This is a genomic window from Xanthomonas sacchari (assembly GCF_040529065.1).
GTDB classification, from domain to species: Bacteria; Pseudomonadota; Gammaproteobacteria; order Xanthomonadales; family Xanthomonadaceae; genus Xanthomonas_A; species Xanthomonas_A sacchari.
In genome coordinates, this window is the sequence record NZ_CP132343.1 from 2,982,718 (window position 1) to 3,005,060 (window position 22,343).

The window sequence follows — 22,343 nt, forward strand, 5'->3', positions numbered from 1 at the left end:
GTCACTCCAGACACCACGAGACGCTTCGCGCCTACCCTCACCACACCTCCTCTCCCGACGGGAGAGGGGCTTCGGGCTCAGCGCAGCAACACCGAAATGCCGAGGCCGCCCTGCCAGTCCGGGGTCTGCGACGACAGGCCGCGCAGCACCGACACATCCAGTTGCACGCGCTTGGCGAACAGCCAGGTGACGCCGCTGCCGAGCGCGCGCATGTCGTCCTCGCCGCCGCCGATGCCGGCCTCGACGTAGGCGCTCAGGGTGTCTCCGGCGTAGAAGGTATAGCTCGGCGACACGCTCCAGCCGGAGCCGTCCTCGCTGTCGCTGACATTGCCGTACAGCGCCAGGCTGCGCCCTTCGGGCAGGTCCCAGCCGGTGCTCACGCCCAGGTCGTAGCGGTGGCCGGCGTCGCCGTACGGCGCGCGCCCGACCGGCAGGCTGGCGCTGCCGAGCAGCGCCCAGGTGAAGCCGTCGCTGGCGCTCGGCAGCGCCTGCTTGATGCCGACGCTGGCGTCGCCACCGCTGTGCCCGCGCCGATCCTGCCCGCCGCCGCGCACGCGTTGCCAGACCTGGCTGTCGATCGCCAGCTGCAATTCGGTGCTCGCGCTCAGGCCAAACCGCAGGCGGCTGTTGGCGACGTACTCGGTGCTGCGCACGTCGCCGTCGCGGTCGTAGCTGCCGTCGAAGAACGCCTGCTCCCAGGCCACCTGACCGCGCTGCAGGGTGGTCGAGGCGAAGCCGATGCCGGGCCGGTCGAACGCGGGCGCGTCCTCGGCGCAGGCGACACCGGCGGCACCGGCATGCGCGGCCAGCAGCAGCGCCCCGCGCAGCAGCGCATCGCCGCGGCGGCGCAACCGCGCCCGGCGACAGGCAACGGATGGCGGGACGACCGGCGATAGCCGCAGCGCGACGAAACGTGGAACGGGCATGCGCGAACTCCTTGCGACGCGGGAGGCGCAGGGCTGCGTCTCAGGGCACCGGCGGCGAGTTTGCCTGAATCGCAGCGAAATGGGACGTGAAGCCCGGCAGCAGCACGCGGTTGCCGTAGCCGCTGAGGTGGTCGGCGTCGAAGAACAGCGGACGCCCGTCGCGGCGGCCGCTGCACTGCTGCGCGTCGCACAGCAGCGGCAGCGGATCCCACACCGAGGCATGCGGCAGTTGCGCGGCGATGCGCTGCAGGCTCTGCAGCACCGGCGCGCGGTAGCGCTCCATGGTCGCGCGCGGGATCGGGATGCCGTGCGCGCAGATCGGATTGCCGCGATTGAACCAGTCCGAACAGCGGTACGGCGGCGCGCGCAGCACCGGCTTGGGCGCCTCGAAGACGATGCGCACGCCGCGCTGCGCCAGCGGCTGCAACAGCGCCACCGCGGCCGTTTCGCCCGCGCTGCGCGCGGCCTGCGCGGCGGCGCCTTCCTGCTCGGCCATCACCGCCGTCTCGTCGAACAGGCGATCCTGGTCGGCCAGCCGCAGCACCCGCAGCGCGGGCAGGAACAGCACGTCGCCGCTGCGCGCGTGCGCGGCGACGTCGGCCAGGGTGCTGCGTTCGTAGGCCTGGCAACCGGGATTGCCGGCCTGCCAGGCCTGCAGGCCGACGATCGGGCAACCGCCGACGCCGTACAGGCGCACCGGCACCCCGCTCTGCAGCGCGAAGCGTCGCAGCAGTTCGTTGTAGGCCAGCGCATGCGAGTCGCCGGCGACGAACAACTGGCCGCCATCGCGTTTGTGCAGCGTACAGGCACCGCGCTCGAACAGCTTGGCGCTGCCCACCTGCACCGGCACCTGGCGCGTCTGCAGCGTGCACTGCGGGAACTCCCGGCGCAGGCCCTTGGCATACGCATACCAGTCCAGCGGATGCCGGCTGACCGTGCTCAAGCCGTAGTAACGCTGGGTGTCCTGCAGCAGCGCCTGCATGCCGGCGGCGAGCAACACCAGCCCCAATCCGGCGACGATGGTCCGCGTCGGCGTGCGTGCGCGGCCGATCCGGCCATGCCGCCACGGCAACTCCACCCAGCGGTACGAGGCCAGCGCCAGCAGGGTTACCAGCAGCAGCGCCACGGCCTTGGCCGGCACCGAGTCCAGGCCCACCGTCCAGCGGAACAGCACGAACACCGGCCAGTGCCACAGATACAGCGAGTAGGACACGCGGCCGATCGCCACCGGCACGCGATGGGCCAGCGCGCGGCGGGTCCAGCCGGCGGGGCCACCGTGCAGCAACGCCAGCAGGCCGAGCGTGCCCAGCACCGGCCACAGCCCATCCGGCCACGGCGAGTGGCCGGGACGCGCACGCCACAGGCCGACCGCGACCGCGCCCAGCGCCACCGCCAGCAGCGGCGAGCGCCAGGTCCAGGCGCCCGGCGGCGGTGCCTGCGTGCCGGCGTCGAAGCGTCCGCGCAATGCCAGCACCTGGTACAGCAGCACGCCGCTGCCGAGTTGCCAGAAGCGTGCGGTGGTCAGGTAGAACGCCGCTGCGGCATCGCCGGCATCGCGACTGCGCAGCCAGGCGAACGCCAGCGAGGCAGCCGAGGCTAGCGCCACCAGCAGCGTCGACCACAGCCGGCCGCGGCCACCGCGGTTCCAGGCCAGGAACAGCAGCGGGAACAGCAGATAGAACTGCTCCTCCACGCCCAGCGACCAGGTGTGGGTGTACGGATTGAATTCGGCCTTGGGCGAGAAGTAGTCGTTGCCGGTCGCGGCCAGCACCCAGTTGCTGAGGCCGACGAAGGCCATGCGCCCGGTCTTGGCGCTGGTCTCGCTGAGCCAGGACTCGGGAATGAACAGGCCGCTGGCCAACGCCGTGACCAGCAGGCACGCGACCAGGGCCGGCGCGATGCGGCGCATGCGCCGCGCGTAGAACTGCGCGAACACGCCCAACTGCCCGGCCGCCGGCAGGCGCTGCAGCGAGGCGCTGACCACGAAGCCGGAGATCACGAAGAACATGTCCACGCCGGTGAACCCGCCCGGCAGCCACGCCGGATCGAGGTGGTAGGCGATCACCGCCAACACCGCGATCGCGCGCAGCCCGTCCACGTACGGCAGGTAGCCGCCCGCGTGCGGCGGCGTGCGCAGACGCCCGGCGTCCTGCGTGCCCATCCCTGGCAGCGCCACGCTTACCAGACCAGATCGTCGGGGATCTGGTACTTGGGATCGGCGTAGGGGTCTTCCTCAGCCGGCGCGTTCGGGTCGACCCGCAGCGCCACCGCCGCCGGGAAGATCGCTTCGGCCTGGTCGAGCAGCGCCGCGGTCACCAGCAAATAGCGGCCGTTCTGCTGCAGCACGCCCAGTTCGCCGGCGTTGAGCGCCTTGAGCTGGTCGGCGGTGACGTAGATGCGCTTGATCTTGCCGCCATAGGGGAAATGGCGGGCGATGTCGGCCTCGGCGTGGTTCAGCGCCTGGCCCTTGAGCAGTTCGTCGAGCTTGGCCCGCGCCTCACGGCGCAGGCGCGCTTCTTCCTGTTTCTGCCGCTCGGCCTCGATGCGCTCGTCCTTCTCGCGCTGGGCGCGGATCGCGTAGGCCTTGGCCAGATCGATGTCTTCGCGGCTGCGCGGCGGCCGCGCCGGCTGGCCAGCCGCGCCCTGCGGCTTGCCGTGGCCATTGCCGTGCGGACGGCCACGCCCGCTGCCGGGCTTGCCGGCATTGGGCGCGCCGCCGGGAGCGCGCTCGCCGCGCGCCCCCGCCGGTGCCGGGCGCTGGCCCGGCCGTCCCTGCGGCCGCGGCGCGGCAGGCGGGGCCTTGCGTTCGGGTTTCGGCGCAGGCTTGAAGCCCAGGCCCAGCAATTGCTCGCGGAGGGTATCGCTCATCGGGACGGCATCGGTCGGTTCGGGGGATCAGTAATGCGGCGGCGGCGGTTCGTCGGCCGGGTCGGCGTAGAGCGTGCTGCGCACCTTGCCCAGATCCTCGAGCAGGTGACGCAGCAACTCGGCGTTGCGCTGGCTTTCGATCCGCGCTTCGGCCAGGGCATCGCTCATTTCCGCCAGCGCCTGCTCCTGGAAGGAGAGGCGCGTTTCCAGCTCGATCAGGCGGTTCTCCAGCAACCGATCCTGGGTGGAAAAATCATGCTGCATGGATCGAACGTCCGCGGCCGATGCCGTAGTACGCCAGGCCGAAACTCTCGATTTCCTGCGGATCGTAGAGATTGCGGCCATCGAACACCACCGCATCGCCGATCAGCTCCTTCATGCGGGTGAAGTCCGGGCTGCGGAACTGCTTCCACTCGGTAACCACCGCCAGCGCATCGGCGCCTTCCAGCGCATCGAAGGCATCGCTGCAGAAGTGCAGATCGGCGCGCTCGCCGAAGATGCGCTTGGCCTCGTCGGTCGCCTCCGGATCGTAGGCGCGGACCGTTGCGCCCGCTTCCCACAGTTGCGCCAGCAGGCGACGGCTGGAGGCGGCACGCATGTCGTCGGTGTTGGGCTTGAACGCCAGGCCCCACACCGCGAAGGTCTTGCCCTTCAGCGACTGCGCCGCGTCGTAGTGGCGCTGGATCAGTTCGTACAGATGGCCCTTCTGCGCCTCGTTGACCGCCTCCACCGCATCCAGCAGCCTGGGCGCGTGACCGTACTGCTGCGCGGTGCGCGCCAGGGCCTGCACGTCCTTGGGGAAACACGAGCCGCCGTAGCCGGCGCCCGGGTAGATGAAGTGCCAGCCGATGCGCGGATCCGAGCCGATGCCCTGGCGCACCTTCTCCACGTCGGCGCCGACGCGCTCGGCGATGTTGGCGATCTCGTTCATGAAACTGATCTTGGTCGCCAGCATCGCGTTGGCCGCGTACTTGGTCAGCTCGGCCGAGCGCACATCCATCTCCACGATGCGGTCGTGGTTGCGGTTGAACGGCGCGTACAGGCGACGCAGGCGCGCAGCCGAGCCGGGCTTGCTGCTGCCGATGACGATGCGGTCTGGACGCATGCAGTCGGCGACCGCATCGCCTTCCTTCAGGAACTCCGGATTGGACACCACGTCGAACTCGATCGCCTCACCGCGCGCTTCCAGCTCGGCGGCGATCGCCGCGCGCACCTTGTCGGCGGTGCCCACCGGCACCGTGGATTTGTTGACCACGATGGTCGGCCCCTGGATGTGCTGGCCGATGGTGCGGGCCACCGCCAGGACGTACTGCAGATCTGCGCTACCGTCCTCGTCCGGCGGCGTACCGACGGCGATGAACACGATATCCCCATGCGCGATGGCGCTGGCCGCATCGGTGGTGAAGAACAGCCTCCGTGCGGCGTGGTTGGCCTTGACCATCGGCGAGAGGCCAGGCTCGTAAATCGGGACCACGCCCTTGTTGAGCCCATCCACTTTGGCTTGGTCGATGTCTACGCACACCACGTGGTGGCCGACTTCGGCCAGACAGGTTCCGGTGACGAGCCCGACATAGCCGGTGCCGAATATCGCTACGCGCATGTAATCTCCTTTCGGTTATTGAAGGATGTTCAAAAGTTCCACGTCGAAGGTCAACATCGCATCCGGGCCGATCGGGCCGCCCGGCGTTCCCTGCGGGCCGTAGCCCAGGTTGGACGGAATCCAGAAGCGGTACTTGGATCCCACCGGCATCAGCGCCACGCCCTCGCTCCAGCCCGGCACGACCTGGTTGAGCGCGAACTCGGCCGGCTGGCCGTTCTTGTACGAGCTGTCGAAGACGGTGCCGTCGAGCAGCTTGCCTTCGTAGTTCACCCGCACCTTGCTGGTGGAGGTAGGCCGCGGGCCGCTGCCTTCGCGCAGCACCATGTACTGCAGGCCTGACGGGGTGGTGATCACGCCCTTCTGGTTCTTGTTCTGCGCCAGGAAGGCATTGCCTTCCTGCTTGTTCTTGGTCGCCACCGCAGCCTGCTTGGACGCACCGAAGGCCTGCAGCGTGGCCATCGCCTGCTCCTGGGTCATCGCGGTCTGGCCCTTGGCGAACACCGTGCGCACCGCGCCCATCAGCGTCGGCAGATCGATGTCGTTCTGGATCCGCGCGAGCGACGGACCGACCGCACGGTCGCCCAGCATCAGGCCCACGTTCTCCTTGGACACCGGCGGCGGCTGCGTGCCCGGCGCCATGCCCGGCACCGGCTGGCCGTTGCGCGCGGCCAGCTGCGTGCGCAGCGCGGTGTCGGTGGCCTGGGTCTGCTCATCGGACAGCAGCGGCTTGCCCTGCTTGAAGGCGTTCTCGATCGCGCGCTGCATCGCGTCCACGTCGATGTCCTGGGCGATGGGCTCGAACGAGCGCGCCACATCCATGCCGATCGCGTAGCTGACCTTCTGCTTTTCCGTGCTCAGCGTCGTCGCCGTGCTGCCGGCCGCCGGCGCCTGCGCGGACGCATGACCGGCGACCATCGCCATCCCCACCACCAGCGACGCCACGGCGCCGCGCATTCCCATCTTCATTCGCTACTTTCCCTGGAAGTGAACTGTGTACTGGATGCGCCGGGGTGGCGCGGAGGCCGGCATTGTCGCACGCGCGGCCGAGATGTTGACCCGCTTTCAGTGCGACGCCGGCTGCGCTTTCAGTTCGCGTTCGATGGCACTGCGCAAGGCCGGATCGTCGGGCGTGACCTTGCTCGGAAATTGCGCGACCACGCGTCCGTCGCGCGCGATCAGATACTTGTGGAAATTCCAGCCCGGCGCCACGCCGGTGGCCTGTGTCAGTTGCTTGTACAGCGGCGTCGCGTCGTCGCCGATCACATGCACCTTCTCGAACATCGGGAACTTCACCCCATAGGTGAGCGTGCAGAATTCCTGGATCTGCTTCTCCGATCCGGGCTCCTGGCCCTTGAAGTCGTTGGACGGGAAGCCGAGCACGCTGAAGCCCTGCGCCGCGTACTGCTGCTGCAGCTTCTCCAGGCCGTCGTACTGCGGGGTGTAGCCGCACTTGCTGGCGGTGTTGACCACCAGCAGCACCTTGCCGCCGTAGGTCTTGTTCAGGTTCACCTTGTCCTTGCCGGCCAGCGGGCGGTAGTCCCGGTCCAGCAAGGAGCCCGCCCAGGCGCTGCCGACGGTGCCGGCAGCGGCCAGGATCGCGAGGAAAAACAGACGCTTGGAAATTTTCATGAGGCACCGTCAGAGAAAAGGAGAAGTCGCGGGCAACCAGGTCGGAAGTTGGGTCTGCAGCGTGTTGACATGCCGTGTAACGGTGTTATAGTTAAATACAACACCACTCACCCAGAGCAGGTCCCACGATGAACCTCAAACGCCTCCAGCGCAGTCTTCCGGCCCTGGTCATCGTCGGCACCCTGCTCTGCGCGAGCTGGATCGGCGCCCAACGCCACCAGGGACGGCCGCTGGATTATGGCGCCAGCACGCCGCACGACGACAGCGCCGCCGGCGCCGCACCTTCTACCGTCCCGGCGGTGCGGCGTCTGCGGGCCTCGCTGTCCGTGCCTTATTTCTCCTTCGCGCGCACCCTGCGCCCACGGAGCTGACCATGAGCGATATCCAATGGAGCGACGGCGCTCCGATCTACCGCCAGCTGAAGGACCGGGTCATCGCGATGATGCTCGACGGCATCCTCAAGCCCGGCGACGCCCTGCCCTCGGTGCGCCAGGTGGCCGCCGAATACCAGCTCAACCCGATCACCGTCTCGCGCGCCTACCAGGAACTGGCCGACGAGGCCCTGGTCGAGAAGCGGCGCGGGCTGGGCATGTTCATGACCGAGGAAGCGGCGCAGAAGCTGCGCGGCAGCGAGCGCGACCGCTTCCTCAACGAAGAGTGGCCCCTGGTGCTGGAACGCATCCAGCGCCTGGGCCTGACATTGGAAGACTTGTTGCCACCGGGGAAAACGCCATGACTGCCGCTGTCGCCGCATCCGAATCCGTCGTCTACGCGCAGGGGTTGCGCAAGACCTACAACCACAAGCCGGCCCTGGCCGATGCGTCCTTCACCATCGCGCCCGGCCGCATCGTCGGCCTGATCGGCCCCAACGGCGCCGGCAAGACCACCGCATTGAAGGCGGTGCTGGGCCTGACCGCCGTGGAAGGCGAACTGCGCGTGCTGGGGATGGACCCGCGCAAGCAGCGCGACGCGCTGATGAACGAGGTGTGCTTCATCGCCGACGTGGCGGTGCTGCCGCGCTGGATGCGGGTGAGCGAGGCGATCGACTTCGTCGCCGGCGTGCATCCGCGCTTCGATCGCGCCAAGTGCGAGCGCTTTCTGGCCAACACCAAGCTCTCGCCCAAGCTGCGGGTGCGCGAGATGTCCAAGGGCATGATCGTGCAGTTGCACCTGGCGCTGGTGATGGCGATCGACGCGCGCCTGCTGGTGCTGGACGAGCCGACCCTGGGCCTGGACATCCTGTACCGCAAGGAGTTCTACCAGCGCCTGCTGGAAGACTACTTCGACGAGCAGAAGACCATCGTCATCACCACCCACCAGGTGGAGGAGATCGAGCACATCCTCACCGACGTGCTGTTCATCCGCGACGGCCGCATCGTGCTCAGCGCCGACATGGAGCACATGGCCACCCGCTACACCGAACTGCTGGTGCCGGCCGAGCGCATCGACGCCGCGCGCGCGCTGCAGCCGATCGACGAACGCGGCCTGCCGTTCGGCAAGTCGGTGTTCCTGTACGACGGCGTGCCGCAGGCGCAGCTGGCCGCACTCGGCGAAACCCGCACTCCCGGCCTGGCCGACCTGTTCGTCGCCATCATGAAGGGCACCTACGCATGAACGCTCCCGCCAAGACAATCTCTCCCGTGTCCACCTTCAAGTGGCTGCTCAAGCGCGAATTCTGGGAACACCGCGGCGGCTTCCTGTGGGCGCCGGTCATCACCGGCGGCATCGTCGCCACGCTGTACACGGTGCTGTCGATCATCGGCAGCATCGCCGGCCGCAACCATGGCGGCAGCTCGCGCCTGAACGACATGCAGTGGGATGGCCAGGCCGCGAACGCCCACCAGATCATCGGCGCGGTCGGCGACGGCACCATGCTCGCCGGCGTGGTCCTGGCCTGCATCGTGGTCGGCTTCGTGGTGTTCTTCTATGCGCTGGGCGCGCTGTACGACGACCGTCGCGACCGCAGCGTGCTGTTCTGGAAGTCGCTGCCGCTGTCGGACACCAGCACCGTGCTGTCCAAGGCCGCCTGGGCGCTGTTGCTGGCGCCGCTGCTGGCGATCGGGGTCGGCCTGCTGATCGGCCTGGCGCTGTGGGTGGTCACCGCGCTGACCCTGTCGGTCAACGGCATCCCGCAGAGCACCGCCGTGTTCACCGAATCGCACCCGCTGCGCATCATCGGCATGGTCCTGGCCGCGCTGCCGGTGCAGGTGCTGTGGTCGTTGCCGGCGATCGGCTGGCTGATGCTGTGCTCGGCCTGGGCGCGCAGCAAGCCGTTCCTGTGGGCGGTGCTGATCCCGATCCTGGGCTGCGTGACCGCCAGCATGATGGGCATCCTGCCGATGCTCAACGTCAACCACAACCTGATCTGGTACACCGTGGTCTATCGCGGCCTGCTCAGCGTGCTGCCGGGCAGCTGGGGTCCGGTGCTGAACGAGCAGGTGGCCGAAACCCACATCAGCGGCCCGCAGGACCTGGTCAACGCGATCCATCTCGGCGACACCTGGGTGCTGTTCCGCGATCCCGACCTGTGGATCGGCGCCGCTGTCGGCGTGGCCTTCATCGTCGCCGCGATCTACGTGCGCCGCTGGCGCGACGAAGCCTGATCGCAACGCCGCCTCCCTTCCCTTTTTCGCAAGGAGTTTCCCGATGCACAAGACCCTCGCCCTGTGTGCCCTGCTGTCGCTGCCGGCCGTCGCCATGGCCGACGACTGCAAGTATTCCGAACCGCGCGAACTGAAGCTGGACCTGGCCGGCGTCAAGTCGGTGCTGCTGGACGTGCAGCAGAACGACCTCAAGCTCACCGGCGCCAGCGGCGGCGACTCCACCCTGCGCGGCCGCGCCTGCGCCTCCGACGCGGACATGCTCAAGGAGCTGACCCTGCGCCAGCGCCACGACGGCGACACCCTGGTGGTGACGCTGAAGCACGAGGGCAAGATCCACGGCATCAGCGTCGGCAACCGCTACGCCTATCTCAACGTCGCCGGCAGCATCCCGGCCAACCTGCCGGTGCAGCTGCAACTGGGTTCGGGCGATGCCGAGATCAGCGGCGTGGCCTCGCTCGACGCCAAGATCGGCTCCGGCGACCTGCATGCGCAGAACATCCGCGGTGCGGTCAGCGCCACGGTCGGCTCCGGCGACATCGAACTGCGCAATGTCGGCAGCGTGGCCCTGCCGACGCTGGGCTCGGGCGACGTCAAGGCCGACCAGGTCGGCGGCGACGTCAAGGTCGGCACGGTCGGCTCCGGCGACCTGACCGTGCACGGCGTGCGCGGCAGCGTGCAGGTCGACAGCGTCGGCTCCGGCGACGTGCAACTGCGCGATGTCAGCGGCAGCGTCGCGGTGCAGACCGTGGGTTCCGGCGACCTGGATGTCGGCACCGTCGGCGGCAACCTGAGCGTGCAGAAGGTCGGCAGCGGCGACGTCACCCACCACGGCGTGCGCGGCAGCATCAACCTGCCGAAGCCGCGCTGATCCGACGCGCCACTTTTCTCCCTTCCGCACGAGGACACGCCCATGCAATTCCGTTCCCTGTCCCTGGCCGGTGTCGCCCTGGCCGTGCTGTTCTCGCTCAGCGCCTGCCAGCGCTCGGCCTCGTCGAACGACCGCGTCGTGGTCGACCACGGCGGCGCGCAAAGCCTGACCTTCCTCAACGGCGACCTCACCCTGAAGGCCAATGGCCAGCCGCCGGCCACCATCACCCGCGACGGCAAGCTGTTGATCGACGGCAAGCCTGTCGCTCTGGACGCCGAACAACAGCGCCTGCTGCTGGCCTACCGCAGCCAGATCGAAGCGGTGGGCAAGCAAGGCGTGGAGGTCGGCAAGGCCGGTGCGGCGCTGGGCGTGAAAGCGGCCGGCGATGCGATCAGCGGCGTGCTCAGCGGCGACACCGACCATATCGGCGAGCGGGTGGAGGCGCAGGCCGATAAGATCAAGCAGGCCGCGCTGAAGATCTGCGACCAGGTCGCCGCGCTGCGCGCCGCGCAGGATGCGCTGATGGAGAAGGTGCCGGCGTTCCGTCCGTATTCCACGCTGGAAGACAGCGACGTGCGCGACTGCAAGCATTCGGCGGCGTAATCGGCGGCAGCCACGCTGCCGCGACCATCGTCCACGAGCGCCCGCTGAGTCCGCGCTCCACCCGGCAGTCGTGCAATCGCCGGGCGGGTCGCGGTCTCAACGGGCGTAGCGTTTCGCGCCGGCCACGCAGACCATCGCGACCAAGGTCACCGCCAGCATCGTCCAGCTCACCGTTTCGTGCAGCAGCAGCGCGGCCAGGCCCAAGCCGATGAAGGGCTGGAACAACTGCAGTTGCCCGACCGCCGCGATCCCGCCTTGCGCCAGGCCGCGGTACCAGAACACGAAGCCGATCAACATGCTGAACAGCGAGACATAGCCAAGGCCGAGCCACGCCGGCATGCGCACAGTGCCGAACGATGCGGGCTGCGTCAGCAAGGCCAGGGACATCATCAGCGGCAGCGACAGCACCAGCGCCCAACAGATGACCTGCCATCCGCCCAGCATGCGCGACAGGCGAGCGCCCTCCGCATAGCCCAGCCCGCACAGCACCACCGCGGCCAGCATCAGCAGATCGCCCTGCCACGAGGCGTCGATCCCGCCGATCGCCGCATAGCCGACGACGCTGCAGGCACCGGCCAGCGAGAACACCCAGAACGGCGCACGCGGGCGTTCGCCGGCGCGCAACACGGCGAAGACGGCGGTGCACAACGGCAGCAGGCCCACGAACACGATGGAATGCGCCGAGGTCACATGCTGCAGCGCCAGTGCGGTCAGCAGGGGAAATCCGGCCACGACCCCCAGCGCCGTCATCGCCAAGGCGGGGAGCTCGGCGCGGTGCGGACGCGGTTGCCGACACCCGAGCAGGAGCGCCAGCCCCAGCGCGGCGGCAATGCTGGCGCGGGCACAGGTCAGGAACACGGGGGAAAAATCGGCGACCGCGACGCGCGTTGCGGGCAACGACCCCGCAAAAATCATCACGCCGATACATCCATTGATCCAGCCACCGGTGGTTTTTTCCATGCGCTTCTCCTTCTGCATCGCCGTTGCAGTAGACGCCTCGCGGGACCGATCCGGCCAGATACGATCCAATACGGTTTCGCATTACTGTTATGGTTCAAGACCCAGTACAGCTGACGAAAGTGGACAGACCCGCAGCACCCGGCACGCGCATCGATGCGGTGATGGCCGACATCCGCGCCCGCATCGCCAACCGCACCAGCCTGCCGGGAGCGCGCCTGCCCTCCGTGCGCGCGCAGGCGCGCGCGCTGCGGGTGTCGGTGTCGACGGTGGTGGAAGCCTACGAGCGGCTGGCGGCCGAGGGCGCGATCGCGGCGCGCCCAGGGTCGGGCTTCTATGTGGCCGGGTCGGTGGCCCCACTGGCGCTGGCGCAACTCGGCCCGAAGCTCGACCGGCAGATCGATCCGCTGTGGGTATCGCGGCAGTCGCTGGAAGCGGATGCGCGCGTGCTCAAGCCCGGCTGCGGCTGGCTGCCGCCCGAATGGCTGTACGGCGCGGGCATGCGCCGCGCACTGCGCACGCTGGCGCGCGCCGACACGCAGGAGCTGACGGAGTACGCCACGCCCCTGGGCCACCCCGGCTTGCGCCAGTTCCTGTCGCGACGGCTGGCGGGCAATGGCGTGCAGGCGCCGCCCGAACAGATCCTGCTCGCCGAATCGGGCACGCATGCGATCGACCTGATCGGCCGTTTCCTGCTCTCGCCCGGCGACACGGTGCTGGTCGACGACCCGTGCTACTTCAATTTCCATGCCTTGCTCAAGGCGCATCGCGTGCAGGTCGTGGGCGTGCCCTATACGCCGAACGGACCGGACGTGGCGCGCTTCGAAGCGGCGCTGCGGGCGCATGCGCCGCGGCTGTACATCACCAACTCGGGGATCCACAACCCCACCGGCGCGACCCTGTCCGCGACGACGGCGCACCGGCTGCTGCTCCTGGCCGAGGGCTCGGACCTGGTGATCGTCGAGGACGACATCTTCGCCGACTTCGAGACCAGCCCCGCCCCGCGGCTGGCGGCCTTCGACGGCCTGGCGCGGGTCATCCAGATCGGCAGCTTTTCCAAGACGGTGTCGGCGTCGCTGCGTTGCGGCTACATCGCCGCACGTGGCGACTGGATCGAAAGCCTCGCCGACCTGAAGATCGCTACCAGCTTCGGCGGCGGCCGGCTGGCGGCCGAGGCCGTGCTGATCGCCCTGACCGACAGCGGCTACCGCCGGCATCTGGAGACCTTGCGGCGGCGCCTGGCGGAGCAGATGGCCAGGACGGTGGCGCGGCTCCAGGGTCTCGGCATCCGACCCTGGCTGATTCCACAGGCAGGCCTGTTCCTTTGGTGCAGGCTGCCCGCGGGCATGGAGGCCGCAGCGATCGCGCACGCCTGCCTGCAGGAAGGCGTGGTGCTGGCGCCGGGCAATGCCTTCAGCCAGTCGTTGAGCGCGGGCGATTTCCTGCGTTTCAACGTCGCGCAATCCACCGACGAGCGGATGTTCAGCGTGCTCGCGCGCGCCATGCAGTCCGCTTCGAACTCACGCAGCTGATGCGCGGCCCGCGCGCCTCGGCACGACCGCAGCCGCCGCACGTTCTAGAATGCCCGCACTCCCCCACTGCATCGCCTCCATGAAGAAGACGCTGTTCGCCTGGTTCTCGCTGCTGTCGCTGTGCCTGCTGCTCGCCGCCTGCGGCGGACGCGGCGGCGAGACCGCCTCCTCGCGCGCCGAGCGCAGCAAGCCGCGGGTGGCGGTGGACAGCATGAACGTGATGCTGCGCCGCCCCCCGGCCGCCAATGCCACCATCGGGCCCGACGGCAGCCTGCGCATCGACGACATCGAACTGCCGCTGCCCGCCGCGCAGCGCACCGAACTGCAGCAGTTGTTCATGCACCTGCAGATGCAGCGCCAGCGCACCCTGGAGACCGCGGCGCCGGACCCGAACATGCGCTCGGTGGGCTTCGCGCCAACCCCGGAGATCACCGAAGCGCAGGCGGCGGTGTTGCGCGACATTCCCTCGTTGCAGCCCTACCGCGACAGCTTCGGCAACCTGCAGGCCGAGCGCCGCTGAGGCGTGCCGGCGCGCGCATGCGTCGGCACGGAGAGCCTCCAGTAACGAGTGGGCCCTTCCTGTAGGAGCGGCTTCAGCCGCGATGGGCGTTATCGGTAAAGCCCATCGCGGCTGAAGCCGCTCCTACACAGGGGCTCGCGATGCGGTGTCTGGGCGCGATGTGGGAGGCACTTCAGTCCCGACGGCTGCCAGGTTCAACCGCCAGCATGCGCTCCGTCACCGCTCAACCACCGCCGCCCGCACCGGCGTGGATGCCGCCTTCGGTCAGCGCGGCCGGATCCAGCAACCGGCGCAGTTCGTCCTCGCCAAGGCCGCTGTCCTCCTTGGCCACCTCCAGCACCGGGCGGTTCTCCTTGTAGGCGCGCTTGGCGATCGCCGCGGCCTTCTCGTAGCCGATGATCGGGTTCAACGCGGTGACCAGGATCGGATTGCGGTCCAGCGCCTCGCGCACGCGCTCCTCGCGCACCTTGAGCCCGGCGATCGCCGAATCGGCCAGCAGCACCGACACGTTGCCCAGCAACTGGATCGACTCCAGCAGGTTGGCGGCGATCAGCGGCAGGGTCACGTTCAACTGGAAGTTGCCGGTCTGCCCGGCCACGGTGATCGCGGTGTGGTGGCCGATGACCTGCGCACAGACCATCACCGTGGCCTCGGGAATCACCGGATTGACCTTGCCCGGCATGATCGAGCTGCCCGGCTGCAACGCCGGCAATTCGATCTCGCCGAGGCCGGCCAGCGGCCCGGCATTCATCCAGCGCAGATCGTTGGCGATCTTGATCAGCGCCACCGCCAGCGCGTTGAGCTGCCCGGACAGTTCCACCGCATCGTCCTGCGCGGCCAGGCCCTCGAACTTGTTCGAGGCGCTCTCGAAGGTAACGTCGGTCAGCGCCGATAGCGCCTTGGCGACCTTGCCGCCGAAGCGCGGATCGGCGTTGATGCCGGTGCCGATGGCGGTGCCGCCCAGCGGCAGCCGGCGCAGGCGCTTGAGACTGTCGTCAATGCGCGCCTGCGCCGACACCAGTTGCGCCGACCAGGCGCCGAATTCCTGGCCGAAGGTCAGCGGCATCGCGTCCATCAGGTGGGTGCGCCCGGTCTTGACCACGCCCTGCAGTTGCTTGGCGCGCTTGTCGATGGTCTTGCGCAGGTGCTTGAGCGACGGCAGCAGATGCTCGCGCGCGGCCAGCAGCGCGGCGACGCGGATCGCGGTCGGCACCACGTCGTTGGAACTCTGGCCGAGGTTGACGTGGTCGTTGGGGTGCACTGTCGGCAGCGCCTTGCTGCCGTTCTTGCCCTCGCCCTTGGCGCTGCGGTTGGCCAGCGTGGCGATGACCTCGTTGGCGTTCATGTTCGACGAGGTGCCCGACCCGGTCTGGTAGATGTCGATCGGGAAATGCGCGTCGTGGCGGCCGTCGGCCACCTCCAGCGCCGCGGCATGGATCGCCTTGGCGACCGCCTTCGGCAGCAGGTCAAGGTCGGCGTTGACCCCGGCCGCGGCGGCCTTGATCAGACCCAGCGCGCGGATGAAGCCGCGCGGCATCGGGCGCCCGGACACCGGAAAGTTCTGCACCGCACGCTGGGTCTGCGCTCCCCACAAGGCCTCTGCCGGCACCTGCAGTTCGCCCATGCTGTCGTGTTCGACCCTGAATGTGTCACTCATCGCGCAATCTCCGCATCTGCAAAAAGGAATCCATCGGCGCCGTCGTCGGACGTCCGGGGAGGCAGGCTGGCGGGATGGCGGCTGGCGCACGCATTATCCGCGGCGCAGCGCCCGGCGTCAGCAGTGTGCGCCGGCGGATGTTAGGAATGTCTGGAGGCGTGCCAGGTGCGCGCCCGCGGTGATCGGCGGATGCAGGCAGCCAACGCGGTGCCCGCCGACGGTCCGCAGTGGCCGGCCGAAGCGCCGGCAAGACGCGGCGACACTCGGGCGGCCATGGCGACCGCCGCGGCAGGACCGGCGGCATTGCGCCGCCGGCCAGGACGCTTATCGTTGACGATTGCTCTGGAACACCAGGTCGTTGTAGCTCTTCATCAGGCGTACCGGCGAGCCTTCCGGTGCGACGATCGGATTGGCCAGCGCGCGCTGCTCGAAGGCACTGTACGGAACCTTGTCCGCCACCCGCTTGATCCGTGCCTTGGATTCCTTGCGGAAATCCTCCGCGGCTCTCTCGAAACCGCTCCAGTCGGACTTGCCCGGCTCCTGGTTGGCGACCTTGGCGTGCGCCTCGTCGGACAGGCGGTTGAAATCGGCCACCAGCGCCGTGGCCTTGGCAGTGTCGAAGTCGTCGTCCTGCATCAGCCCGACGATATCCTTGGCCTCGAGCATCATCGACAGCCGGTAGAAGTCGCGGGTACGGCCCTCGGCCTTCTCCATCGCCTTCAACTGCTCGCGCTGCGCGGCGTCGTTCTGCGCCTCCAGTTCGTGGCTGAAGGCGTCGCTGGCCTCGTGGAACTCGGACAGCGCGGCCATCAGCGGCGCATGCAGTTGCTTGCCCTTGGCGAACTGATCGTCCTGGTAGTCCTCGCGGTCGTAGTAGTCGCGGGCCTGGTTGGCCAGCGGCTGCAGCGTCTTCAACGCGGCCAGATAGCGCTTGGCCGCCGCATCCAGCGCCGGCAACGCCGGCTTGGCCGCGATCGCCTCGGTCATCGGCGCGTCGCACTGCTTCATGGCGTAGTCGTCGATCGGGGCGGGCCCGTACACCCTGGTTTCCTTGCCGGTGGGGCCGGCCTTGGGGTCGGCCATCCAGCCGATGTATTGCTGCGCGCCTTCGTGGATGGACCCGTCGACCTTGTTGAAGCACTCGATGTAGGCGTTGAGCTTGCGGGTCAACGCTTGGTCCGCTTCGTCGGCGGCGGCGTCTGCGGGAGCATGGCTGGCATCGGTGTCGGTGGGCGTGGCCGAGGGCTTGCCGCCACAGGCGGTGAGGAAAACGGACACAGCGGCGGCCAGCGCCGCAAGACGCAAAGAAGATGTCATGGGGAAATAGCGAGGTTGAAAACGGTTACAGAAAGTCTAGCAAACGAAAAGATCGGCGCGGCGTGATGGTTGAGTGCGGGGATTCGGGAGTAGGGATTGGGGATTGGTAACATCGGTTCTGCGCGCTGATCCATGGTGCATGTCGCTGCGCTGCCTTGTGACCGAATGCGCGAGACGGCGCGTGCGGGCGCCGCCATCGCGGCGCATCGGCTAGACTCCGATGACGTATCACCGATGGAACTTCCACGCCGCCATGGGCGACGATTCAGACTGTAGATGCCGGCGCACGCTGCGCCGGGCCACCCTCCCCGCCGTTTCCATCCTGCCCGCCTGGCGCTCTGACGCCCCAGCGACGCGCGCCGGGGAACGCACATGATCGGCAACCTCCTGCTGCTGGCGCTGGCGATGCTGCTGGTGCTGCTCAACGGCTTCTTCGTCGCCGCCGAGTTCGCCTTGGTCAAGTTGCGCCACACGCAGGCCGTGGGCCTGGCCGAGCACCACGGCTGGCGCGGGCGCCTGCTGCTCAACGTGCATGGCCACCTCGACGCCTACCTGTCGGCCTGCCAACTCGGCATCACCCTGTCCTCGCTGGGCCTGGGCTGGGTCGGCGAACCGGCCTTCGCACACCTGCTGCAGCCGCTGTTCGACCTGCTGGGGCTGAGCGCGGAGGCCGCGCGCCTGAGCGCCTTCGTCATCGCCTTCAGCGTCATCTCGTTCCTGCACATCGTGCTCGGCGAACTCGCGCCCAAGTCGATGGCGATCCGCCGCCCGGAGCGCATGTCGCTGTGGACCGCGGCGCCGCTGTACCTGTTCTACTGGGCGATGTATCCGGCGATCTGGCTGCTCAACACCAGCGCCAACGGCTTGCTGAAAGCCGTGGGCTGGGGCGAGGTCGAGCATGCCTCGCACCGCTATTCGCGCGAGGAACTGAAGCTGATCGTCGGCCGCCAGCACCCCGCCGGCGGCGCGCCCGACCACGAACTGACCCTGATGAGCCACGCGCTGGAGCTGCCGGAACTGGTGGCGGGCGACCTGATGCGGGCGCGCGACCATCTGCGCGGGTTCCGCGACGGCATGCCGCTGGACGCGGTGATGGCCGAGTTCGCCGACAGCCGCTACAGCCGCTACCCGTGGTTCGACCGCGACGGCGAGCAGGTGCTGGGCATCCTGCACATGAAGGACCTGCTGGTGGAGATCGCCCGCGGCCGCCCCAGCGACGACCTGCGCCCGCTGCTGCGCCCGGCCAACCTGATCGCCCTGGAGACGCCGGTGCCGCTGGTGCTGGAGCGCTTTCGCACCGGCGCCACGCACATGGCGCTGTGCGTGGACGAGCACGGCCGCATCCTCGGCTATTTCACCCTGGAAGACCTGCTGGAAGTGGTGGTCGGCGACATCGAGGACGAGCACCCGCACGTGGTCAAGGACGCGCCGACCCGCGGCGCCGACGGCAGCGTGCTGGTGGCCGGTTCGACCTCGATCTTCCGCCTCGAACGCCTGCTCGGCCGCGACCTGCGCGCGCCGGAGCACCTCAACTCGGTCGGCGGGCTGATCGTGCACCAGCTGCAGCGCCTGCCCGAGGAAGGCGAGCGGCTGGAGATCGACGGCCACCTGTTCACGGTCAAGCGCATGGCCCGTCACCGCATCCAGGCGGTGACCGTACGCCTGGCGCCGGCCGAGGCCGCGCCGACGTAGAATGGCGCCCCCGCCGACACCACCCCACGCCCCGCCATGTCCGATTCCGCCCTGCTCGCCCTGTCCCCGCTCGATGGCCGCTATGCCGGCAAGGTCGACGCCCTGCGGCCGATCTTCTCCGAATACGGCCTGATCAAGGCGCGAGTGAAGGTGGAGATCGAATGGCTGCTGGCGCTGGGCGCCGAGCCGGGCATCGGCGAGCTGGCCGCGTTCTCGCCGGCAGCGGCGCAGCGCCTGCGCGCGCTGGCCGAGGGCTTCGGCGTGGAGCACGCGGCGCGGGTCAAGCAGATCGAGCGCACCACCAACCACGACGTCAAGGCGGTGGAGTACTTCATCAAGGAGCAACTCAAGGACGACGCCGAACTCGGCCCGGCCCTGGAGTTCGTGCATTTCGCCTGCACCAGCGAGGACATCAACAACCTCAGCTACGGGCTGATGCTGGAGCAGGCCCGGCGCGAGGTGTTGCTGCCGACCCTGGACGCGGTGATCGCGACGCTGCGCGCCCTGGCCCATGCGCAGGCCGCGCAGCCGATGCTCTCGCGCACCCACGGCCAGACCGCCTCGCCGACCACTCTGGGCAAGGAGATCGCCAACGTGGTCGCCCGCCTCGAGCGCCAGCGCCGGCAGATCGCCGCGGTCGAGCTGACCGGCAAGATCAACGGCGCGGTCGGCAACTACAACGCCCACGTCGCCAGCTACCCCGACGTCGACTGGCCGGGCTTCGCGCAGCGCTTCGTGGAAAGCCTGGGCCTGGTGTTCAACCCCTACACCACCCAGATCGAGCCGCACGACAACGTCGCCGAACTGGGCGACGCCACCCGCCGCGCCAACACCGTGCTGATCGACCTGGCGCGCGACATCTGGGGCTACATTTCGCTGGGCTACTTCAAGCAGAAGCTCAAGGAAGGCGAAGTCGGCTCCTCGACCATGCCGCACAAGGTCAACCCGATCGACTTCGAGAACGCCGAAGGCAACTTCGGCATCGCCAACGCCCTGTTCGAGCATTTCTCGGCCAAGCTGCCGATCAGCCGCTGGCAGCGCGACCTCACCGACTCCACCGTGCTGCGCGCGCTCGGCACCGCCTTCGGCCACACCCAGGTGGCGCTGGACTCGCTGGCCAAGGGCCTGGGCAAGCTGACCGTGAACCCCGAGCGCCTGGACGCCGACCTGGACGCGGCCTGGGAAGTGCTGGCCGAAGCCGTGCAGACGGTGATGCGCCGCCACGGCCTGCCCAACCCCTACGAGCAGCTCAAGGCGCTGACCCGCGGCCAGGGCATCACCGCCGACTCGATGCGCGCCTTCGTCGAGACCCTGGACCTGCCCGAGGACGCCAAGCAGCGCCTGCGCGAGTTGACCCCGGGCGGCTACGTCGGCCTGGCCGAGCGGCTGGCGCGCGACATCTGAGCCGCGTCCCGTCCATCCTGGGTTAATCGGCCAGGGGCATGCTGGTGACTCACAGCAGAGCCCCGCGATGAAACGCACCCCGTTGTTTGTGTTGCCGCTGCTGGCCCTGGCCGGCTGCGCGCAGGCGCCACGCCCGCCGGCCGGCGATGGCGCGCACACCGCCGCCCCGCGCACCGTGGTCATGCAGGCCGCGCCGCCGATCGCGGCGGCGCCGTCGGCCGGCGACATTGCCGATGGCGACGAGCGCGACGCCGAGGCGCCGATCCGCATGGCCGCCTCGGCCAGCGGCGACATCGATTGCGACGGCCGCGACCTGAACATCGTCGGCCGCGACGCCACCTTGGTGCTGCACGGGCACTGCGCCACCGTCAGCTTGTTCGGCCGCAACGGCAACCTGCAGATCGAACGAGCCGACGCCCTGCGCGTGCTCGGCGACAACGCGCAGGTGACGGTACACGGCGACGCCGGCCAGGTCGCGCTGTTCGGCCGCCACGGCCGCTTGCAGATGGCACGCATCGCCACGCTGGAGGTGTCGGGCGACCAGAACCAGTTGCAGGCCAGCGCGATCGGCGCCATCGCCCTGCAGGGCAACGACAACGCCATCGTCCAGCGCAGCGGCACGGCCCAGGTCGACGACAGCGGCCGCGACAACCGTATCCTCGACCAGTAACGCCCAGCGCCTCGCCCGCTGCGACGCGGCCGCCACGCGCCGCGGACGTCCCGAACCGCCGGCGGCGCGCACCCTGCATGCACGCATGCGCCAGACCCGGATCGCCGGATCGCCACCGCCTTGGCCGACGGCGATCTGCCAAGCCTGCCGCGATGGCCCCACGGGCCAAACCGGCGGACAATGGCCGGGTCCGGCCGGCGCCGCCGCGCGCCCGCCCTTTCCTTCCGCGTTGCAAGGACCCCACCGCACATGGCTGCCCGCAAGACCGCCGCTCCCGCCTTCGAACTCCACGCCCGCCCCGGGCAACCGCTGGGCATGCCCGCCGCGACCTTCCTGCGCGACTACTGGCACAAGCGCCCGCTGCTGATCCGCAACGCCTTCCCCAACTTCGTTTCGCCGATCGAGCCCGGCGACCTGGCCGGCCTGGCCTGCGAAGAGGCGGCGCTGTCGCGGCTGGTCGAGCACGACCGCGACAACGACCGCTGGCGGGTGCGCAGCGGCCCGTTCCAGGAGCATGAGTTCCCCGGCATGCCCGACCACGACTGGACCCTGCTGGTGCAGGACGTGGACAAGTGGGACCCGGACATCCGCGCCCTGCTCGAGCAGTTCCGCTTCCTGCCGCGCTGGCGGGTGGACGACGTGATGGTCAGCTTCGCCGCGCGCGGCGGCTCGGTCGGCGCGCACGTGGACCACTACGACGTGTTCCTGCTGCAGGCCCACGGCCACCGCCGCTGGCAGATCGACGCCAGCGTCGCGCTGGGCCGCCCGGCGCCGCCGACCGACTTCCGCGACGACGTGGAACTGAAGCTGCTGCGGCAGTTCGAGCCGACCCACGACTGGGTGCTGGGGCCCGGCGACATGCTGTACCTGCCGCCGCTGGTGCCGCACCACGGCGTCGCCGAGGACGCCTGCCTGACCTTCTCGGTGGGCATGCGTGCGCCGTCCTCGGCCGAGCTGATCGCCGATTACCTGGACACGCTGATCGACGGCGCCGACGAGGCATTGCGCTACCACGACGAAGACCTGCAGGCGCCCGCCGATCCCTACGAGATCGATGCGGCGGCGATGGGCCGCGTGGTCGAGGCGCTGAACGCGCTGCGCATGAACGACCCGGACAAGCTGGGTGCCTGGTTCGGCCGCTTCATCACCACCTACCGTGCCGCCGGCGAGATCCTGCCGCCGGCTGGGCTGCCGCCGGCGGCGGAGATCGCCGCGGCGCTGGAACAGGGCCTGGTCCTGCAGCGGCATCCCTGGGCGCGGCCGGCGTGGCGGCGCGCCAGCCGCGGCGCCATGCTGTTCTGCAGCGGCCTGGAGTTCGCGCTGCCGGTCAAGGACGCCAAGCGCCTGGCCGCGGCCGAGCACATCGACGGCAGCGACTACGCGGCGCTGTCGGCGGCCGGCAGGCAGACCCTGCTGGAACTGATCGAAGGCGGCTTCTACCAGCCGCTGGAGGCCGAGGACGCCACCGACGAGGACGCCGACGCGGCCTGATCCGAC

The 22,343-nt window shown here is 69.3% G+C and carries 22 protein-coding genes; 12 read left to right on the forward strand and 10 right to left on the reverse strand.

Annotated features, from left to right (window positions below; all coding sequences use genetic code 11):
* Nucleotides 1–77: 77 nt before the first annotated feature.
* The 7 genes from RAB71_RS12505 to RAB71_RS12535 form a co-directional block, all read right to left on the reverse strand.
* Entirely contained in the window at nucleotides 78–926 is an 849-nt protein-coding gene (locus tag RAB71_RS12505) for a transporter (protein WP_236614880.1), read from the reverse strand.
* 40 nt (nucleotides 927–966) lie between these two features.
* Nucleotides 967–3,102 carry an acyltransferase family protein gene (locus tag RAB71_RS12510; RefSeq protein WP_041500222.1) on the reverse strand — a complete coding sequence of 712 codons (2,136 nt, stop codon included), beginning with the start codon at nucleotides 3,100–3,102 and terminating at the stop codon, nucleotides 967–969.
* A 2-nt stretch (nucleotides 3,103–3,104) separates the two neighbouring features.
* Nucleotides 3,105–3,794 (reverse strand): DUF2058 domain-containing protein, encoded by a 690-nt coding sequence (locus RAB71_RS12515; RefSeq protein WP_104609490.1) that lies wholly within the window; start codon nucleotides 3,792–3,794, stop codon nucleotides 3,105–3,107.
* A gap of 27 nt (nucleotides 3,795–3,821) precedes the next feature.
* Entirely contained in the window at nucleotides 3,822–4,058 is a 237-nt protein-coding gene (locus tag RAB71_RS12520; RefSeq protein ID WP_010344225.1) for a SlyX family protein, read from the reverse strand.
* Nucleotides 4,048–5,394, reverse strand: a complete 1,347-nt coding sequence (locus tag RAB71_RS12525) for a UDP-glucose/GDP-mannose dehydrogenase family protein (RefSeq protein WP_010344226.1) — start codon at nucleotides 5,392–5,394, stop codon at nucleotides 4,048–4,050. The genes RAB71_RS12520 and RAB71_RS12525 overlap by 11 nt, the downstream gene beginning before the upstream one ends.
* A 15-nt stretch (nucleotides 5,395–5,409) precedes the next feature.
* On the reverse strand, nucleotides 5,410–6,360 hold the full coding sequence (locus tag RAB71_RS12530; RefSeq protein ID WP_019799764.1) for an FKBP-type peptidyl-prolyl cis-trans isomerase: 951 nt from the start codon (nucleotides 6,358–6,360) through the stop codon (nucleotides 5,410–5,412).
* A 96-nt stretch (nucleotides 6,361–6,456) separates the two neighbouring features.
* Nucleotides 6,457–7,023: a glutathione peroxidase gene (locus RAB71_RS12535; RefSeq protein WP_010344228.1), complete on the reverse strand. Its 567-nt coding sequence runs from the start codon at nucleotides 7,021–7,023 to the stop codon at nucleotides 6,457–6,459.
* Between the two features lie 128 nt (nucleotides 7,024–7,151).
* On the opposite strand from RAB71_RS12535, the gene RAB71_RS12540 reads away from it, so the two are divergent.
* From RAB71_RS12540 to RAB71_RS12565, 6 genes are read left to right on the forward strand one after another with little or no spacing between them, the layout of a single operon-like run.
* The gene (locus RAB71_RS12540; RefSeq protein WP_010344229.1) at nucleotides 7,152–7,394 is read left to right on the forward strand and encodes a hypothetical protein; all 243 of its coding nucleotides are present in this window, start codon (nucleotides 7,152–7,154) and stop codon (nucleotides 7,392–7,394) included.
* 2 nt (nucleotides 7,395–7,396) lie between these two features.
* Nucleotides 7,397–7,759, forward strand: coding sequence for a GntR family transcriptional regulator (locus RAB71_RS12545; protein WP_010344230.1), 363 nt, complete (start codon nucleotides 7,397–7,399; stop codon nucleotides 7,757–7,759).
* Complete coding sequence (locus tag RAB71_RS12550) at nucleotides 7,756–8,637, forward strand: ABC transporter ATP-binding protein (protein WP_010344231.1); 882 nt, start codon at nucleotides 7,756–7,758, stop codon at nucleotides 8,635–8,637. Before RAB71_RS12545 ends, RAB71_RS12550 begins: the two co-directional genes overlap by 4 nt.
* Entirely contained in the window at nucleotides 8,634–9,626 is a 993-nt protein-coding gene (locus RAB71_RS12555; RefSeq protein WP_029562282.1) for a hypothetical protein, read from the forward strand. The genes RAB71_RS12550 and RAB71_RS12555 overlap by 4 nt, the downstream gene beginning before the upstream one ends.
* Before the next feature lie 43 nt (nucleotides 9,627–9,669).
* Nucleotides 9,670–10,494 (forward strand): DUF4097 family beta strand repeat-containing protein, encoded by an 825-nt coding sequence (locus tag RAB71_RS12560; RefSeq protein WP_010344233.1) that lies wholly within the window; start codon nucleotides 9,670–9,672, stop codon nucleotides 10,492–10,494.
* A gap of 42 nt (nucleotides 10,495–10,536) precedes the next feature.
* Complete coding sequence (locus RAB71_RS12565; RefSeq protein ID WP_010344234.1) at nucleotides 10,537–11,097, forward strand: DUF2884 family protein; 561 nt, start codon at nucleotides 10,537–10,539, stop codon at nucleotides 11,095–11,097.
* A 96-nt stretch (nucleotides 11,098–11,193) separates the two neighbouring features.
* Here the strand turns inward: RAB71_RS12565 and RAB71_RS12570 are convergent, their stop codons facing one another.
* The gene (locus RAB71_RS12570) at nucleotides 11,194–12,057 is read right to left on the reverse strand and encodes a DMT family transporter (protein ID WP_010344235.1); all 864 of its coding nucleotides are present in this window, start codon (nucleotides 12,055–12,057) and stop codon (nucleotides 11,194–11,196) included.
* A gap of 161 nt (nucleotides 12,058–12,218) precedes the next feature.
* Between RAB71_RS12570 and RAB71_RS12575 the strand changes: the two genes are divergently transcribed.
* A complete protein-coding gene (locus tag RAB71_RS12575) occupies nucleotides 12,219–13,586 on the forward strand; it encodes a PLP-dependent aminotransferase family protein (protein ID WP_010344236.1) in 1,368 nt (455 codons plus the stop codon).
* Nucleotides 13,587–13,665: 79 nt separating this feature from the next.
* Nucleotides 13,666–14,106, forward strand: coding sequence for a hypothetical protein (locus RAB71_RS12580; protein WP_010344237.1), 441 nt, complete (start codon nucleotides 13,666–13,668; stop codon nucleotides 14,104–14,106).
* 223 nt (nucleotides 14,107–14,329) lie between these two features.
* Here the strand turns inward: RAB71_RS12580 and RAB71_RS12585 are convergent, their stop codons facing one another.
* Both RAB71_RS12585 and RAB71_RS12590 read right to left on the reverse strand, forming a co-directional pair.
* The gene (locus tag RAB71_RS12585; RefSeq protein WP_010344238.1) at nucleotides 14,330–15,763 is read right to left on the reverse strand and encodes an aspartate ammonia-lyase; all 1,434 of its coding nucleotides are present in this window, start codon (nucleotides 15,761–15,763) and stop codon (nucleotides 14,330–14,332) included.
* Between the two features lie 324 nt (nucleotides 15,764–16,087).
* Entirely contained in the window at nucleotides 16,088–17,080 is a 993-nt protein-coding gene (locus tag RAB71_RS12590) for a YiiG family protein (protein WP_029562283.1), read from the reverse strand.
* Between the two features lie 372 nt (nucleotides 17,081–17,452).
* Between RAB71_RS12590 and RAB71_RS12595 the strand changes: the two genes are divergently transcribed.
* From RAB71_RS12595 to RAB71_RS12610, 4 genes are all read left to right on the forward strand, one after another.
* Nucleotides 17,453–18,772: a hemolysin family protein gene (locus RAB71_RS12595; protein ID WP_010344240.1), complete on the forward strand. Its 1,320-nt coding sequence runs from the start codon at nucleotides 17,453–17,455 to the stop codon at nucleotides 18,770–18,772.
* Nucleotides 18,773–18,808: 36 nt separating this feature from the next.
* The gene (purB, locus tag RAB71_RS12600; RefSeq protein WP_010344241.1) at nucleotides 18,809–20,176 is read left to right on the forward strand and encodes an adenylosuccinate lyase; all 1,368 of its coding nucleotides are present in this window, start codon (nucleotides 18,809–18,811) and stop codon (nucleotides 20,174–20,176) included.
* A 67-nt stretch (nucleotides 20,177–20,243) separates the two neighbouring features.
* Nucleotides 20,244–20,846: a DUF3060 domain-containing protein gene (locus RAB71_RS12605; RefSeq protein WP_010344242.1), complete on the forward strand. Its 603-nt coding sequence runs from the start codon at nucleotides 20,244–20,246 to the stop codon at nucleotides 20,844–20,846.
* A 249-nt stretch (nucleotides 20,847–21,095) separates the two neighbouring features.
* Complete coding sequence (locus tag RAB71_RS12610; protein ID WP_010344243.1) at nucleotides 21,096–22,337, forward strand: cupin domain-containing protein; 1,242 nt, start codon at nucleotides 21,096–21,098, stop codon at nucleotides 22,335–22,337.
* Nucleotides 22,338–22,343: the final 6 nt, after the last annotated feature.